General features: G+C 53.5%; 11 protein-coding genes. 4 read left to right on the top strand and 7 right to left on the bottom strand.

From position 1 onward, the window contains the following. The first annotated feature begins 109 nt into the window (after positions 1-109). The 4 genes from dam to trpS are packed head-to-tail and all read left to right on the top strand — an operon-like array spanning position 110 to position 3,389. Positions 110-946: an adenine-specific DNA-methyltransferase gene (dam, locus tag SBG_RS16050; protein ID WP_000742130.1), complete on the top strand. Its 837-nt coding sequence runs from the start codon at positions 110-112 to the stop codon at positions 944-946. A 17-nt stretch (positions 947-963) separates the two neighbouring features. Further along, positions 964-1,641, top strand: coding sequence for a ribulose-phosphate 3-epimerase (gene rpe, locus SBG_RS16045; RefSeq protein WP_000816288.1), 678 nt, complete (start codon positions 964-966; stop codon positions 1,639-1,641). Continuing rightward, on the top strand, positions 1,634-2,392 hold the full coding sequence (gph, locus tag SBG_RS16040; protein WP_001038044.1) for a phosphoglycolate phosphatase: 759 nt from the start codon (positions 1,634-1,636) through the stop codon (positions 2,390-2,392). Before rpe ends, gph begins: the two co-directional genes overlap by 8 nt. Then, a complete protein-coding gene (gene trpS, locus SBG_RS16035) occupies positions 2,385-3,389 on the top strand; it encodes a tryptophan--tRNA ligase (RefSeq protein WP_000165557.1) in 1,005 nt (334 codons plus the stop codon). Before gph ends, trpS begins: the two co-directional genes overlap by 8 nt. Positions 3,390-3,535: 146 nt before the next feature. Here the strand turns inward: trpS and SBG_RS16030 are convergent, their stop codons facing one another. From SBG_RS16030 to tsgA, 7 genes are all read right to left on the bottom strand, one after another. Next, positions 3,536-3,706 carry a YhfL family protein gene (locus SBG_RS16030; protein WP_000472322.1) on the bottom strand — a complete coding sequence of 57 codons (171 nt, stop codon included), beginning with the start codon at positions 3,704-3,706 and terminating at the stop codon, positions 3,536-3,538. A gap of 194 nt (positions 3,707-3,900) precedes the next feature. Continuing rightward, positions 3,901-9,951, bottom strand: coding sequence for a BigA/YdbA N-terminal beta-barrel domain-containing protein (locus SBG_RS16025; RefSeq protein WP_001189072.1), 6,051 nt, complete (start codon positions 9,949-9,951; stop codon positions 3,901-3,903). A 297-nt stretch (positions 9,952-10,248) separates the two neighbouring features. Then, positions 10,249-11,622, bottom strand: a complete 1,374-nt coding sequence (gene cysG / locus SBG_RS16020; protein WP_000349910.1) for a siroheme synthase CysG — start codon at positions 11,620-11,622, stop codon at positions 10,249-10,251. Between the two features lie 11 nt (positions 11,623-11,633). Further along, on the bottom strand, positions 11,634-12,443 hold the full coding sequence (nirC, locus tag SBG_RS16015) for a nitrite transporter NirC (RefSeq protein ID WP_000493582.1): 810 nt from the start codon (positions 12,441-12,443) through the stop codon (positions 11,634-11,636). A 271-nt stretch (positions 12,444-12,714) separates the two neighbouring features. Beyond that, positions 12,715-13,041 (bottom strand): nitrite reductase small subunit NirD, encoded by a 327-nt coding sequence (gene nirD / locus SBG_RS16010; RefSeq protein ID WP_000084767.1) that lies wholly within the window; start codon positions 13,039-13,041, stop codon positions 12,715-12,717. Continuing rightward, positions 13,038-15,581, bottom strand: a complete 2,544-nt coding sequence (gene nirB, locus SBG_RS16005) for an NADPH-nitrite reductase large subunit (RefSeq protein ID WP_000049239.1) — start codon at positions 15,579-15,581, stop codon at positions 13,038-13,040. Before nirB ends, nirD begins: the two co-directional genes overlap by 4 nt. A gap of 345 nt (positions 15,582-15,926) precedes the next feature. Beyond that, on the bottom strand, positions 15,927-17,108 hold the full coding sequence (gene tsgA, locus SBG_RS16000) for an MFS transporter TsgA (RefSeq protein ID WP_000185222.1): 1,182 nt from the start codon (positions 17,106-17,108) through the stop codon (positions 15,927-15,929). Positions 17,109-17,242: the final 134 nt, after the last annotated feature.

Here is a 17,242-nt window from a genome sequence, read left to right as displayed (position 1 = left end):
CGCATTTGTTACCGCCAAATGCGCCGTAAAGCAACGCGGCACAGCCTAAAGCGCAGGATGCTGTCGGAGCTTTCTCCACAGCCGGAGAAGGTGTAATTAGTTAGTCAGCATGAAAAAAAATCGCGCTTTTTTGAAGTGGGCAGGGGGGAAATATCCTCTGCTTGATGACATCAAACGGCATTTGCCAAAAGGTGAGTGTCTGGTTGAACCCTTCGTGGGTGCCGGATCGGTATTTCTTAATACCGATTTTTCGCGTTATATCCTCGCCGATATCAACAGCGACCTTATTAGCCTCTATAACATTGTGAAGTTACGTACCGACGAGTACGTACAGGCTTCGCGTGAGCTGTTTATGCCTGAAACCAACCAGGCCGAAGTCTATTACCAGCTCCGCGAGGAGTTCAATGCTTGTCAGGACCCTTTTCGTCGGGCGGTGCTGTTTTTATATCTGAATCGCTACGGCTATAACGGACTCTGTCGTTATAACTTACGCGGCGAATTTAATGTCCCGTTCGGTCGTTATAAAAAGCCCTACTTCCCGGAAGCGGAGTTGTACCACTTTGCAGAAAAAGCGCAGAATGCATTCTTTTACTGCGAATCCTACGCAGACAGTATGGCGCGTGCGGACACGTCGTCGGTAGTCTATTGCGATCCGCCTTACGCGCCGTTGTCCGCCACGGCTAATTTCACGGCGTATCACACGAATAGCTTTAGCCTGACGCAACAAGCGCATCTGGCAGAAATCGCTGAGAATCTGGTCAGTAACCGGATACCAGTGCTCATTTCCAACCATGATACGGCACTAACGCGCGAGTGGTATCAACTCGCAAAATTGCATGTTGTCAAAGTTCGACGCAGTATAAGCAGCAACGGCGGCACACGTAAAAAGGTGGACGAACTGCTGGCTTTGTACCAACCAGGAGTCGTTTCACCCGCAAAAAAATAATTCTCAAGGAGAAGCGGATGAAGCAGTATTTGATTGCCCCCTCAATTCTGTCGGCTGATTTTGCCCGCCTGGGCGAAGACACCGCAAAAGCGCTGGCAGCCGGCGCTGATGTCGTACATTTTGATGTCATGGACAATCACTATGTTCCGAACCTGACTATCGGCCCGATGGTGCTGAAATCCCTGCGTCAATACGGAATTACGGCACCGATTGACGTGCATCTGATGGTGAAGCCAGTCGACCGTATCGTGCCCGACTTTGCCGCCGCTGGCGCAAGCATCATTACCTTTCACCCGGAAGCTTCTGAACATGTTGATCGCACATTACAGCTAATTAAAGAGCACGGTTGTCAGGCGGGACTGGTGTTCAACCCGGCGACGCCGCTGAGCTATCTCGATTACGTCATGGACAAACTGGATGTCATCCTGCTGATGTCCGTAAACCCGGGCTTCGGCGGTCAGTCTTTTATTCCGCAGACGCTGGATAAGCTGCGCGAAGTTCGCCGCCGGATTGATGAGTCCGGTTACGATATTCGTCTGGAAGTGGACGGTGGCGTGAAGGTGAATAATATCGGCGAGATCGCCGCGGCAGGCGCGGACATGTTTGTCGCGGGATCGGCAATCTTCGATAAGCCTGACTACAAAAAAGTGATTGATGAAATGCGTAGTGAACTGGCAAAGGTAAGTCATGAATAAGTTGCAAAATATTCGGGGCGTCGCTTTTGATCTTGACGGTACGCTGGTGGATAGCGCGCCGGGTCTTGCCGGGGCGGTTGATATGGCGCTATATGCGCTGGAACTGCCTGTCGCCGGTGAGGAGCGTGTGATTACCTGGATTGGTAACGGCGCGGATGTATTGATGGAGCGTGCGCTAGCCTGGGCTCGCGAGGAGCGCGACGCCTTGCGTAAGACGATGGGTAAACCGCCCATTGATGAAGATATTCCTGTCGGGGAGCAGGTGCGCCTTCTGCGTAAGTTATTCGACAGGTACTATGGCGAGGTGGCGGAAGAGGGCACCTTTTTATTTCCGCACGTCGCTGACACGTTGGGCGCGCTACACGCCAGTGGATTGCCATTAGGCCTGGTGACCAATAAGCCGACGCCGTTTGTCGCGCCGTTGCTGGAATGGCTTGATATCGCCAAATACTTTAGCGTAGTTATCGGCGGCGATGATGTGCAAAATAAGAAGCCGCATCCGGAGCCGTTGTTACTGGTAGCAAGCCGACTGGGTATTACACCGGAACAGATGCTTTTCGTCGGCGATTCGCGTAATGATATTCAGGCTGCAAAAGCAGCCGGCTGCCCTTCGGTTGGCCTGACGTACGGCTACAATTATGGTGAAGCGATTGCCCTTAGCGAGCCGGATGTCATTTATGACAGTTTTAACGATCTTCTGCCCGCACTTGGGCTTCCGCATAGCGATAATCAGGAAATAAAAAATGACTAAGCCCATCGTTTTTAGTGGCGCACAGCCCTCAGGTGAATTGACCATTGGCAACTATATGGGCGCATTGCGTCAGTGGGTAAATATGCAGGATGACTACCATTGCATCTACTGCATTGTCGACCAACATGCCATTACTGTCCGTCAGGATGCGCAGCAGCTACGTAAGGCGACGCTGGATACGCTCGCGCTGTATCTGGCATGTGGTATCGATCCTGAAAAGAGCACTATCTTTGTTCAGTCCCATGTACCGGAACATGCGCAACTTGGCTGGGCGCTGAACTGCTATACCTATTTCGGCGAGCTTAGCCGCATGACGCAGTTTAAAGATAAGTCTGCACGCTATGCGGAAAACATTAACGCCGGTCTGTTTGATTATCCGGTCCTGATGGCGGCGGATATCCTGTTGTACCAGACCAATCTGGTGCCCGTGGGTGAAGATCAGAAGCAGCATCTGGAGCTCAGCCGTGATATCGCCCAGCGTTTTAACGCATTGTATGGCGATATTTTCAAAGTGCCGGAGCCGTTTATTCCAAAATCCGGGGCGCGCGTGATGTCGCTGCTGGAGCCGACGAAAAAAATGTCCAAATCGGACGACAACCGCAATAACGTGATTGGTCTGCTGGAAGATCCCAAAGCGGTGGTGAAGAAAATCAAACGAGCGGTAACTGATTCCGACGAGCCGCCGGTAGTGCGTTACGATGTGAAAGAAAAGGCTGGTGTCTCTAACCTACTGGATATTCTTTCTGCCGTGACCGGTCAAAGCATTCCTGAGCTGGAAAAACAGTTTGAAGGAAAAATGTATGGCCATTTGAAAGGTGAAGTGGCGGAAGCGGTTTCCGGAATGCTGTCTGACTTGCAGGAGCGCTATCACCGTTTCCGCAATGATGACGCTTTCTTGCAGAAGGTAATGAAAGACGGGGCCGAAAAAGCCAGCGCGCGTGCGGCAGAAACGCTGAAAGCGGTCTACGAAGCTATTGGCTTTGTGGCGAAACCGTAACGGTTATTGCTTTGCCCGATGACGCTAGTTTATCGGGCCTACCAAAGAGCGTAAGTTGGATAAGACACCTGCGCTGTATCATTTATCAGGTCTGTAAAAAAACCGGGAATTTCCCGGTTTTTTTGTATCTGCGCAATACGTTTCTATTATTGATCGGCAGCTGGACCGCAACCACCAATAATTTTAGAAATAGAAATTGCTGGGTGCAGCAGGTAATCGTAGCTACAGTTGTTTTTTTTGTTTTCAATATGCCCTGTACAAGCGGTCAAAGACGCCAGAACCCCTGCCACAACGGCAATTTTTACAAATTTGAACATGCCAAAATCCTTGTTGAGAAAACGAATAGTATTTTATGAAATAAACGTAAAATTTATTTAGCGCACGTTACGATAGCAATTAATAAACCATACAGGTAGTCCAAATAAGGACTTCATCTTTTCCCGAAATTATGGTTTAAAAAAGGCCGCTTAATAATAAGCGGCCTGTGAGCGTGCGATATATTTTCGTGTATTTAACGGAACGTTTTCTTAACGCTCAGCATAAAGCCTTTATCGCTAATGTCGTCCTCTTTCCACTGGTAAGCGTCAAGCTGTAGCGAGGCGTCGCTGCTGCTGTACTTCACGCCTACTGTCGCCATACTGTTCACGTCGCCGCCTTTCTGCCCGTCATCCACGCTGAAAGACTGGCCTGCCGCGCCCTGGAGGGAGGCAGTACGTTGGCTTTTGCTGTAGCTCAGGTTCGGGCCGCCTTCGAACGTGGCGTTAGCGCTCCAGCCATTGTCATTCATATAATCCAGCTTCAGACCGACAATGGAATCTACCGCCGTTTCGCTGCCAGAGTTCATCGACAGATTGAAATCACCTGCACTGCGCTCTTTGTAGCCGCCTTCCAGCGTGTGGCGGAATTTCACCCCGGCATACGGTGTGACTTTCAGCGCGTTGTCCATCAGCGTGAAGGTTTTTGCCCCTTCGCTGCGGAACTCCATGTACTGCTGACGAGCATCGGAGTCGGCCACTTTGCTTACATCGCCATAAGAGACCGAACGGCTGCTGTCGAGATTGTGCACGTCATAACGCAGGCTGTTATTCCAGGCCAGGCCTTCATCAAACGTTATGCTGTGCTTCAGGCCAAAGAACTGGCTGTAACCGCCAGTCAGGCCGTTGTCTCCGGCTTTCTGCGAACCGTCGCCGTCCAGACGGGCAATACCGTATTCCAGCGTCAGGTTCTGGTTTTCGGTGAAATCCACTTTCTGACGCAGCGCCAGCATGTCGTACTGGGTATCGTTACCCAGCTCGGCGCGCGGGTCGCCTTTCGCCACGACGTTAAACGCCAGGCCGTCTTTAATCTGCGGGGCCGCGTCGGCCAGCATGGTAAAGCGGTTGCTTAATACGCGGGCTTCGCGGAACACGGTGGTCGCCTGAGCGCCGCTGACCTGTTTCAGAGCGTTATTCAACTCAGCGGTGGTACCAACGTTGAGGCTGGTGTACAGCTCGTTATTGGTATAACCCGCATCCAGTGCCTGTGCCACATCAGAAACGCTGCTGTCGGTTGCCACATCCGCATAGGCGTTTTTAGTCATGGTGACATCGACGTTGCCGTCGCTATCCTGGCTTCCCTGGGCGTTCCACACCACGGAGGTGGACTGAATCGCGCTGGCATCAGAGAGGTTGCTGCCTTCCACCACGTTATCAAAGGTGACGGTGGTGTCGGCGGTACTGGCGGCAAAGCCAGTGTTGATCTCCACGCCGTTCATGCTGGCGTTGCTGACCATCAGCTTACCGCTGCTACCGTTGGCGCTGGTACCGACGACGTAACCGGAGAGATCATTACTTCCCTGCGATGCCGCCGCCTCACTGGTGTTAACGACAGCCGAGCCATCATCAACCGTCGGTTCTGTCGGCGCGGTGTAATTAACATAATGTACTTCTGTACCGTCGCCGCCTTCGCCGCTGCCTTCAACCGTTTTTCCGGTTTGCTTGATAAAGCCAGATCCCGTTACGCTGTCATCAATATAGACCGTACCGTTGTTAACGATATGGCCGTTGCTACCCAACTGGCTGAAAGCATAAGAATTGCTGGCATAGATATTAATGGTACCGTTATTTTCGATCACCCCGTCAGATTTAGCGTCGGACTCCAGTTGCATCCCGACCATGCCGGTTTGCGAGGTACCTTCGGTCCCCACATTGATGGTGCCGTTATTGACCATCTTCGCGCTGCCGTGTGCCGACATCGCCACATTGCCGGTTTTATCAATGTTGATGGTGCCGTCGTTAATCGCTTTACTGCCGCCGCTGTTTTTCGCGGTGGTGATTTGACCATTAATGACGCCGGTGGCACCGTTATATAATGTGTGGCCGCTACCCGTGGTGGCAATATCCGCATCGCCGTTAATGGTGCCCCAGTTGTTGAGTGTTCCTGACCACAAGCCGTTGTCTGCCAGCGTGATGACGCCGCCTTCGAGGTTATTGAGGGTACCGCCTTTATCCACAGAGCCGCTTTTAATTACCCCTGAGTTATTCACCGTTGCCGCAGCGGTAAATTTTAGGGTATTGATAACCCCGCCGGCATTGTTATTTAACACTGCGGTAGCGGACGCGCCTTTCCAGGTGGTAACAATGCCGGTGTTGTACATGGTACTGGTCCACTGCTCAACGCTGGCCATGGTGCCGCTGTTGTTTATGACCGAGCCGGCAACGGTGGTCCCTGTCAGCCCGGTGACAGTCCCTGTGTTGTTAAATACGCCGCCATCAACCGATACGGTAGCGGTAGTCCCGTTGTTGGTGTAGATGCCGCCTTCCGCAATATCTACGGTGCTGATATTGCCGGTGGATTCATTGGTGACATCACCGTATTGATTAACAAGGAGCTTGCCGCCGCTGACCGTACCGGCGTTGGTGGCATGGACAGTTTCCGTTGCCATTGGGTCGGTAACGACGTCTTTGTTGCTTAGCGTTTCGCCTGCTGCGGTAATGACGTCACCGTCCTGCAGTGCAACGGCGACGTTACTGTCGGTGGGGTTATAGCTGGCACTATCCTGGCAAGTGCCACCGATACAAATCGTGCCATAGTTAATTACGAAGCTGCTGGTGTCGGTATAGAACGGTTTGCCATAAGCGGCGTCAATATTGATAACCCCGGTAGTGTCGTTCAACACGGTGCCGCCGTTTAACGCCACCATGCCCACCAGTTGGTTTTCCGCGCTTTTTGTCACGCCCTCGTCGGCGGTTAAGGTGATGGTGCCCTGGTTTATCGCGGTGCCGCCGTTGAGCGCCATCATGCCGAAGCCAGCGTTATTGACGGTAATAGTGCCGGTATTGATTGCGGTGGCATCGCCCTGGCCACTGTCGGTAGAACCAGCAACCATCGCTGCGCTGGTCATATAGAGCAGAGAGGGCGACCAGTAAGTTTTATCGGTGATATTGCCCGCATCGTCAAGCGTGGGCACAAATCCGTCAAGATAGATATCGCCCGCATTTAGCGCATTGCCTTTTGAGGCCGATACGCCATATACGCCAGCGCCATACAGTGAAATCGTCGCCCCGGCGTCATTGCTGACGTCGCCATAGTTATAGGCCAACAGGGCATAGTAGGTGTTCGTGACCCACTCCAGCGGGAATTTTGCAATACCGTCCGAAGAAGCCGGGTGATGTTCCGAAAGTAACGTGATGCTACCGCCTGCGGTATTATTTGCGGTAGTGTTTTTACCGGATGCGGCAATAACGGCATCATTGCTGGCAATACCGCCGGAGCGAGTGTAAGAGGTGATGTCGCCGCTATTTTCGACGCGCGCGCCATTGTCGGCATGCATCAGCGCCGTGGTTCCGTTATTAGTAATAGAGCCCTCGTTCTTAATGACGGAACCCTCTCCTTCCGCCATCAGGATCGCGTAATCGTCGTAAAAATTCGAGGTGCTCATCTGTTTGTTGATGGTAAGCGTTGAGTCTTCGTTGAGGATCAACTGCCCGCCATTGCGGATGTCCGCCAGTATCTGGCCGCCACCGGGAATATTCGAAAGTTCAAGCAAAGAATCTCCGCTGAGCGTAACGGTGCTGGCGCCATCAATGTTAATACCCGAAACCAGCGACCAACTATCTCCGGTACTGCTGTATTTAAGTTGAATACCATGCTCAATATTGACCGTATTGCCTGCACCCGTCACGTCTAGTCCAAAGGTATCAATACTATCAGCAGAGGTACGGTCACTCATATCAAGCGAGAGCGTACCGTCAAGCGTGACATTGTTGTTGTTGCCGTCAACGATAATGCCGTTGAGCGTATCGCTGGCGTTTACTTTATCACCCGACTCGAAGTGGGCGTCAATATTGACGTTACCCGTAATGGTCGTGGTGTTGTTATCGCCGGAGATATCCACCCCCGTGGCGCCACGGAACTGGTCATTACCGTCTTTCTCTGCCGTCACCGTGATGTCGCCGCCAAGGGTAACAGTGGAGTCTTCGCCGTTAATTTTGGCGCCGGTACCGTTTTGCGAAACGGCAATGTTACCTTTGTTATCAAAGGTGTTGTGTTTACCGGCGATGGTAAATCCTGCGGAGTCGGCATTAAGCACGGTGGCATTACCCGTGTTTCTGACTCTGCTGTTTTCGCCGTCGAGGGCAATGCCCTGCGCACCGTTAGTCACAAGCAGATCGCCCGCCTGCATCAGGTTTGCGTTGTCGCCATTGATAACCGTGCTGGCTGAGCCTGCGCCATCAACCGCAATATCGCCGGTAATGGTGACGTGCGCATCACTACCGTCGATTTGCATCCCTGTACCGCCCGCAGAGATGGTCTGATCGCCTTCACTGACGACCAGTGCGTTATCGCCTTTAATCGCCAGGCCGATGGAACCCGTGCCGTCAACGATGGCATGGCCAGTGTTGTCCACCACCGCATCATTGCCGCTAATCAGGGTGCCCGTTCCGCCGTCGGAAACGTATAGTTCACCGTCATTGTTGAGGCGGGCGTTCTCACCGCTAATCACCATGCCCGCAGAGCCCTGGCCGCTGATCGTGGTGGTGCCGGTATTGTCTATTCTGGCATTGTTGCCCTTAATAACCATGCCTTTGCCGCCGCCAGTGACGTCGATACCGCCGGAAACGGTGGCTTGTGCATCATCACCTTCAATATCGATGCCAGTGGCGTTATCGGAGACGATTTGCTTACCTTTGCTGTCAATGGTGGCGCGGTCGCCCTCGATATCCAGCCCGGTGGTGTTCGCGCCGCTCACCGTTGAATCACCGATGTTATAGACTGTGGCATCATTACCAACAATTTTGCCCCCCGTGGCGCCGTCTGCGACGTTTAACACGCCATCGTTGATCACATGGGCATTATTGCCAATCACCAGAGAACCCACTGTGTTTGCGCCGGTAAGGGTGGAGTCGCCCTGGTTATCGATAGTAATATTTTCACCATCGATAACCAAACCGGTACCGCCGCCGCTAACGTTGATGCCGCCGGATATCTTTGTCTGGCTGTCATCGCCGGAGATCAGCGCGCCGATCCCGCCGTCAATCGTCGACTTACCCGCAATGCTGTTACGCGTGTCGTCGCCGGAAATCACGATACCCACCGCGCCATCACTGATGGAGGTATTGCCGTTTAACGTATTTTGGGTACGGTCCCCGGAAAGGATGATGCCCGTTTTGCCCTCGCCGCTGAGCGTCAGATCCTGTTGGGCGGAATGAGAGGCGTCATCACCGGTAACGACCTGGGTGCCTTCGTCTGCCAGAATGAGATAACCCTGAGAATCATACTTCCAGTAGAGGCCGTTCTCCTGAGTACCTTCCAGCACGGCGGCATTGGCGTCGGTCACGTTCCAGTCGGAAACGTTTAGCGTTTTGCCGTCTTCCGTAGCGAGCTGCCACTGTGAATCCTGTTCGCTATAGCTCAGCGTGGCTGCGCCAAGGTGTTTGCCGTTATCCAGCACCAGATCGTCGAAGTGAAGAGTATCCTGGCCTCTGTCCAGCGTGACGCCGTTGCTATAGGTGGTGACGGAGGTGTCATCCGGTGGTGTTGGTGTGTCGCCGCCGTCATCGGGCGTATCATCGCCACCATCGTCAGGCGGCGTCGGGGTGACATCGCCACCATCGTCAGGCGGCGTCGGGGTGACATCGCCGCCATCGTCAGGCGGCGTCGGGGTGACATCGCCGCCATCATCAGGCGGCGTCGGGGTGACATCGCCACCATCGTCAGGCGGCGTCGGGGTGACATCGCCACCATCGTCAGGTGGCGTCGGGGTGACATCGCCGCCATTGTCGGGTACCGGATTGTGGTTATTGTTGTGTGCGTTACCGTCAGTATCGCTATTATGTACACCGAGTGCGACGCCCGCAGCCAGTACTGCAACGCCGCCCGCCGCCAATGCCCAATGATTGTCATCTTTATTGTTAACGAGCAGACAGGCTGCCGGGAGCTTTTCACGTTCAGATTTAGATAATTCGGCGATATTGGTTGGGCATTTTTCATTATCATCGGTATTTTCTGCCGCCATCGCAGGGTAATAAGATGTTTGTAAGGCAAGGGCAATACCAATAGCCAGCAGCTTTTTCCTTTGCATAAATAAATCCTTAATATAAGAAGGGTACGAAAAAGGTGAGAGGGGATAATAATTTCAGGGGTAGTTTATATTTTAGAGTTCATTTCCCCAATACCACCGCGGGGAGCAGTGCGTCAGCTATTATTTGTGATGATTATCAATGAAGGGATATATGAGAAATATCTGGCGATTTTTATAAGGATTATCTAAATACAGATAAACTGGTTAAATTAATTTAATGTGATTTAATTGTAACGTAAGAAAAAATAACTTATCAGATAAATAATAAATGCCCTGAATGTCAGGGCATTTATTTAATCAATGATTCGAGAACCAATTTAGTTTATCGCGCAGACCAACGACACGACCCACGATAATCAGCGCCGGGCTGGCAACCTGTTTTGCCAGAACTCCGAGCTGCGACAACTCGCCGCTGACTACGCGTTGTTTCACGGCGGTACCGTTTTCCACCAGCGCGACCGGCATATCTGCCTGCATACCGAAGGCGATCAGTTTTTCCTGAATCGTGGCGGCCTGGTTTAACCCCATGTAGAACACCAGCGTCTGTTTTTCTGCGGCCAGGTTTCCCCAGTCCAGTTCACCGCCGGTTTTCAGGTGACCCGTTACCAGCCGCACGCTTTGCGCATAGTCGCGGTGGGTAAGGGGGATACCGGAATAAGCTGAACAGCCGGAAGCGGCGGTAATCCCGGGCACCACCGAGAACGGGATACCGGCATGACACAGCGTTTCCAGTTCTTCGCCGCCGCGGCCAAAGATAAACGGATCGCCGCCTTTCAGACGCACCACGCGTTTACCTTTTTGCGCTTCACGTAGCAGGATCTGATTGATTTCTTCCTGGGGGACGCAGTGGTAGCCCGCGCGTTTGCCCACAAATACCCGATCGGCGTCGCGACGGACCAGGTTCATAATCTCGTCGGAGACGAGGCGATCGTAAACCACGATGTCCGCCTGCTGAATCTGTTGTAACCCTTTCAGCGTGAGCAGTCCGGCATCGCCCGGCCCGGCGCCGACCAGTACCACTTCGCCACGGTGATCCAGTGGTTCGCTAAACAGTTGCTCGGTAGTCTCGTTAACGGCCTTCTCATCGGTATTCGCCAGCGACTGCGCCAGCCGGTCGTTGACGAAAAACTTCTCCCAGAAGCGACGGCGTTCACTCATGGTAGAGAACTGTTTTTTCACCCGGGCGCGGAGTTGGCCTGCATAGCGCGCAACCTGACCGAGATGCTGTGGCAGCAAAGATTCCAGCTTCTCACGTAACAGACGAGCGAGCACTGGCGAGGTGCCGCCAGAGGAGACAGCGACCATCAGCGGCGAGCGGTCGATAATAGAGGGCATAATAAAGCTGGCGGCCTTGGGAGCATCGACGACATTACAGAAAATGCGCCGTGCTTCCGCCGCTTCGCTGACGCGCTGGTTAACCGCATCGTCATCGGTCGCGGCAATCACCAGCCAGCAGGGGTCAAGCAGGGACTCGTCAAAGGGCCCCTCAACCAGCGTTAGCATGCCTTCATTTGCCCACACGGTGAACTGCGGAATAAACGCCAGCGCGTTAACGGTTAAACGGGCGCCTGCTTCCAGTAGTAACCGTGCTTTGCGTTCTGCGACATCGCCGCCGCCGACGAGCAGGCAGTCGCGGTCGCGTAATTGACAAAAAATAGGCAAATGATCCACGACATTACCCCTTAATGGTTGGCTGTAACCTTTATTTGGCTGTTTTTTTGCGGAGCCGGGCGCTCCGCTTTTGGCGTAGCATACCAATAACCTAATCCCATGAACACGGCACCGGACAAAGTATTGCCCAGAGTGACCCACAGCAGATTGTGGCCGATTCCGGAAAGGGTGTAGGCCTCACTGTGATGTCCAAACCAGGAGAGCGCAAACAGGGTCATATTCGCGACAGAGTGCTCATAGCCGGAGGCAATAAACGCCAGCAGACACCACCAGATCGCCAGAAACTTCGCCGCGCCTTCGGTACGAATCGCCATCCAGATGGCGAGGCAAACCAGCCAGTTACACAGCGCCCCTTTAAAGAACAGGACGCTGGCGGGCGCAGTGGTTTTTGCCAGGGCGACGGTATGTACGAGGCTGGTATCCACCGGCAGCAGACTACCACCGCCCCAGCTGTACAGCAGCGCCACGAAGACCGAACCCACCAGGTTGCCAAGCCAGGTTTGCGGCAGAATCGCCCACATTTGTCCCTGGCTGATAGTGCCCGCTTTGACACCCAACGTCAGGAACATGGTGTGGCCGGTAAACAGTTCGGAGCCGGCGATAATTACCAGTGTTAAGGCAATACCAAAGGTTGCCCCCATTACCAGCGGGCGCACAGCGGGGTCGAGCAGATTGCCGAGGGTAAAAATCAGGATGATGCCGAGACCGACATAAGCCCCTGCCATGGCCGAGCTTACCCAGAAACCCAGAGGATTTGCTGCCGACAGGCGTGAGATGCGCGCAGCGTTAGCCGCACACTTATTAATAGTGTCTGTGAACATGTGTTGATTATCCTTTTCTCACTTCATCCTTTGCACTGCCTCTTTGTTGGCTGCTGAGTTACTCGTCTCATCCTGAGACTCGCCCTTACGGGCCGTCGCTCCGCGACGTTCAAATCTGTTCCTGACAGATTTGTCGCTCACCCCAGTTACATAGTGAATTATGCTCCTGGTGGCTCAGTTGCCGCCGCGATGCAGCACAAATGATTTTGTGATAACAATTAAAATGAAAAAAATACAAAAAAGGGGAGGCGTTATGCCTCCCAAAAAATTATTAACCGCGTAACTGCACGATGCCGTCTTTCACGCGGGCTTCATAATGTTTCACGGAGAACTGTTCATCTTCCATGCACAGGCCGTCGCTCAGGCGAAAACGCTGTTTTTTCAGGGGGCTCGCTACCCACAGTTCGCCCTGATGCTCGGCAATCAGGCCGCGCGACAGCACGCTCGACGCAAAGAATGGGTCGATGTTGCTGATCGCAAACACCTGATCGCTGTGATACGGGCGGAAAATCGCGACCTGCTCGTCGCCTAATAGCGCGCAAACGCCGGTTTCGGGCAGGATGTCATCGACTTTGCAGATGTCTTTCCACTGGCTCATGCGTTTTCCTCCACCAGAGTTACCGGAATACGTTCATACGGCGTGGCCGGACGATGCTGCTCGCGCTCAGGAACCATCTGCACGTTCGGGTCACGTTGATCGCTGTTGATAAAGTGTTTGAAACGAACCTGTGCGGACGGCGTATTCACCGTTTCGGTCCACTCGCAGATAACCGCTTCACGCAGACGCGCCATCTCTTCTTCCAGATGAGCGTTCAGGCCCAGCTTGTCATCGATAATGACCGACTTCAGATAATCAATGCCGCCTTCCAGGTTATCTAACCACGGCGCGGTACGGGTCAGTTTGTCGGCGGTACGGATGTAGAACATCATGAAACGGTCGAGGTATTTGATCAGCGTTTCACGGTCAAGATCGGCGGCCAGCAGATCTGCGTGGCGAGGTTTCATCCCGCCGTTACCGCACACGTACAGGTTCCAGCCTTTTTCGGTAGCGATGATACCTACGTCCTTACCCTGCGCCTCCGCGCATTCACGGGTACAGCCGGAGACGCCAAACTTCATTTTGTGCGGGGTACGGATGCCTTTATAGCGGTTTTCCAGCTCAACGCCGAAGCCCACGCTATCGCCAACCCCATAGCGGCACCAGGTGCTACCAACGCAGGTTTTCGCCATCCGTAGCGCTTTGGCGTACGCATGGCCAGTTTCGAAGCCCGCTTCAATCAGTTGACGCCAGATTTCCGGCAGATCATCTTTTTGCGCGCCAAACAGGCCGATACGTTGAGAGCCGGTAATTTTGGTGTACAGGTTAAACTCGCGGGCGATACGACCCACGGCCACCAGACCTTCCGGCGTAATTTCACCGCCCGCCGAGCGCGGGATCACCGAGTAGGTACCATCTTTCTGAATATTCGCCAGGAAGTTATCGTTGGTATCCTGTAGCGGCGTGTGCTGCGGCTTAAGGATGTATTCGTTCCAGCACGACGCCAGCAGCGAGCCGACGGTCGGCTTACACACTTCGCAGCCGTAGCCTTTACCGTGTTTCGCCAGTAGCTCCTCAAAAGTTTTGATGCCTTCGACGCGGATCAAGTGGAACAATTCCTGGCGAGAATAAGCAAAGTGCTCGCACAGGTTGTTGTTGACTTCGATACCTTGCTTCGCCAGCTCTGCGTTAAGTACCTGGGTCACCAGTGGGATACAGCCGCCGCAGCCGGTACCGGCTTTGGTTTCTGCTTTCAGCGCCGCCACGGTATGGCAGCCTTTATTGATGGCGGCGATCAGGTCGCCTTTGGTGACGTCGAAGCAGGAACAAATCTGCGCGCTTTCCGGCAGTTTATCTACGCCGATAGACGGTTTGCCGCTGCCCGCGTGTGCTGGCAGAATCAATGAGTCCGGGTTTTCCGGCAGTTCGATAGCGTTTAGCACCAGTTGCAGCAGGTTGCCGTAGTCGCTGGTATCGCCGACCAGCACCGCGCCGAGCAGGGTTTTGTTATCTTTGCTTACGATCAGGCGTTTGTAGACTTCTTTGCTTTCGTCGAGGTAAACATAGCTACGTGCGCCGGGCGTGCGGCCATGCGCGTCGCCAATCCCGCCGACGTCAACGCCGAGCAGCTTCAGCTTGGCGCTCAGGTCCGCCCCTTCAAAGGCGTTCACGCTGCCGAGGATGTGGTCAACGGCGACCTGGGCCATTTTATAGCCTGGTGCGACCAGACCGTAAACGCGGTTGTTCCAACTGGCGCACTCGCCGATAGCGTAGATATCCGGGTCAGAGGTCTGGCAGGTGTCGTTAATCACGATCCCGCCGCGCTGCGCGACGGCCAGACCGCACTGGGTCGCCAGCTTGTCGCGGGGGCGAATACCGGTAGAGAAGACGATGAAATCGACTTCCAGCTCGCTACCGTCGGCAAAACGCATCGTTTTACGCGATTCGTTGCCTGCCTGAACGATTTCCTGGGTATTTTTGCTGGTGTGCACGCGCACGCCCATGCTTTCGATTTTACGGCGCAACTGTTCGCCGCCCATCTGATCCAGCTGTTCTGCCATCAGCATTGGCGCAAATTCAATAACGTGCGTTTCCACGCCGAGGTTTTTCAGCGCGCCAGCGGCTTCCAGCCCCAGCAGACCGCCGCCGACCACCGCCCCGCGCTTGCTGCGACGGGCGCAGGCTTCGATAGCGTTGAGGTCTTCAATGGTACGGTAAACGAAGCAATCCTGGGTTTCGGAGCCTTTAATCGGCGGGATCCACGGATAAGAGCCGGTCGCCATGATCAGCTTGTCATAATAAACGGTACGACCCGCGCTGGAGTGAATCACTTTCTCCTGACGGTTAATGGTAATTGCGCGTTCGCCAACCAGTACCTTCACGCCGTGCTTCTCGTAAAATCCTTCACGCACCAGAGAGAGCTCTTCCGCGGTGTGGTGAGAGAAGTAGGATGACAGGTGGACACGGTCATAGGCTTTACGGGGTTCTTCACAGAACACGGTAATGTCGAACAGGCTAGCGTCGGATTTATCAAGGAGATCCTCAATAAAGCGGTGGCCGACCATACCATTACCGATAATAGCGAGTCTGACTTTGCTCATTTTTGCCTCGATTTCTTTTCTATTACCGCCTACCTTAACGATTCAGCAACCCCGCTTATTGATGTAAATCAAATTCACCTTTATATACCCCTTAATAGGTATATGGCTGATTTGTCAGGATTTTTATAAGTAGTGGAATTGTCAGGTTTTTCAGGTTTGTGCAAATAACATACAAAACGAAGGGGTTTTGACGAAAAAGTACTACCTCTAAAGATGTTACGATCGACATCAAAGGTAGGAGGGGGAAGCACAGAAAAAGCCGGATGGCGGTTTCGCCTTATCCGGCCCATACTTGTCAACCGTAGGCCGGATAAGACGCATCGTGTCGCCATCCGGCAATCATTATCAATGTGCAGCCGGTGCGCTATGCTGGCGATGACGGGACACAAAGCCCAACGCAAAGCACATCACAAATACCACCGCATACAGGCCGTTAGCGGTGAGGAGCGCCGCCTGCGGGCCGCTATGCGCCACAATCGGTCCGGTGACCACAAAGGTCAGCATGGTACCGATAGTACCGCAGGTCAGAATAAAGTTGACCAGCTTAGGCGAGGCCACTTTTGTTTGCTGTGATCCCAGCGTAATGATGGAGGTATATATCGCGCTGGAGAAGAAACCCAGGGTCAAAATAAACCACGGCATATGCGCCTGAGTACCGGTAATAAACAGATACATCAGCACAGCCGCCATCCCCGCCAGCACCGTCAGGATACGTTGCAGATCAAAAAAGCGTAGGATAAAGCTGAACGCCCACATGCCGAACATATAGGACATCCAGAAATCGCTGACCAGCGCCCCGGCATCATTCAGGCTCATACCGAGACCTTTGGCGTATTCCGGCACCCAGGAGATAAAACCCAGCTGACCGAGGATGTAACACAGCGCGGCGACGGAGAGAAACAACACGCCGATGCCCCATTTTTCTTTGACTGCCGGGGTTTTGCTGGCAGGCGCATGTTTACCCAGTGCCGGGAACTCGCAGCCGAAGCTCAGAATGAAGATGGCCAGATAAACCAGGCCAATGCAGGCATAAACCCAGTACCATTCAATGCTGCGCGCCAGCAGGAAGGCGGCGACCATCGGGAAAATCATCCCCGCCATGCTGAAGAAGGAGTCGGTAAACAGCAGGCGGGAACCACGCTGACGTCCTTCATACAGTTGCGTAATCAGGAAGGTGCCAATCGACATGGTGATCCCGCTCACCAGCCCCAGCACAAACATTGCCGCAGAGAACAGCGCCAGACTATGGCTGAGCATCAGGCCAGCGACGGCCAGGACCATCAGCACAAAGCCAAAGCGCAGTTGCGTTTTCAGCGGGACGATCTCCATCAGCCAGGCATTGAGGAAAATCGAGATCAAAATCCCGGCATTCAGAAAAGTAAAAGTGTTACTCATACTGGAAACAGGCAGGTGAAAATAGTCTGCAATGTTTCCCATCACCATCCCGGTGACAATCACCAGCGCCCCGGTCAGGGCGTAGGAAAGAAAGCTGATCCATGTGAGCTTAATGCGATTGCTGTTAGTCATGTCTGGCCTTGAGTCGAAGTGAAGCGCGTGGAAGGCGCGTTAAGCGGGCAGATTTTAGGCGCTTTAGTGACGCATTTAAATAATTATTAGCAAACGTAGCAATCGTTACATTTTTTAATGTGATTCTGATCACG

This window comes from Salmonella bongori NCTC 12419 (assembly GCF_000252995.1).
GTDB lineage: Bacteria > Pseudomonadota > Gammaproteobacteria > Enterobacterales > Enterobacteriaceae > Salmonella > Salmonella bongori.
The sequence above is the reverse complement of the archived record's forward strand: the minus strand, read 5'-3'. Positions and strand labels throughout refer to the sequence as shown.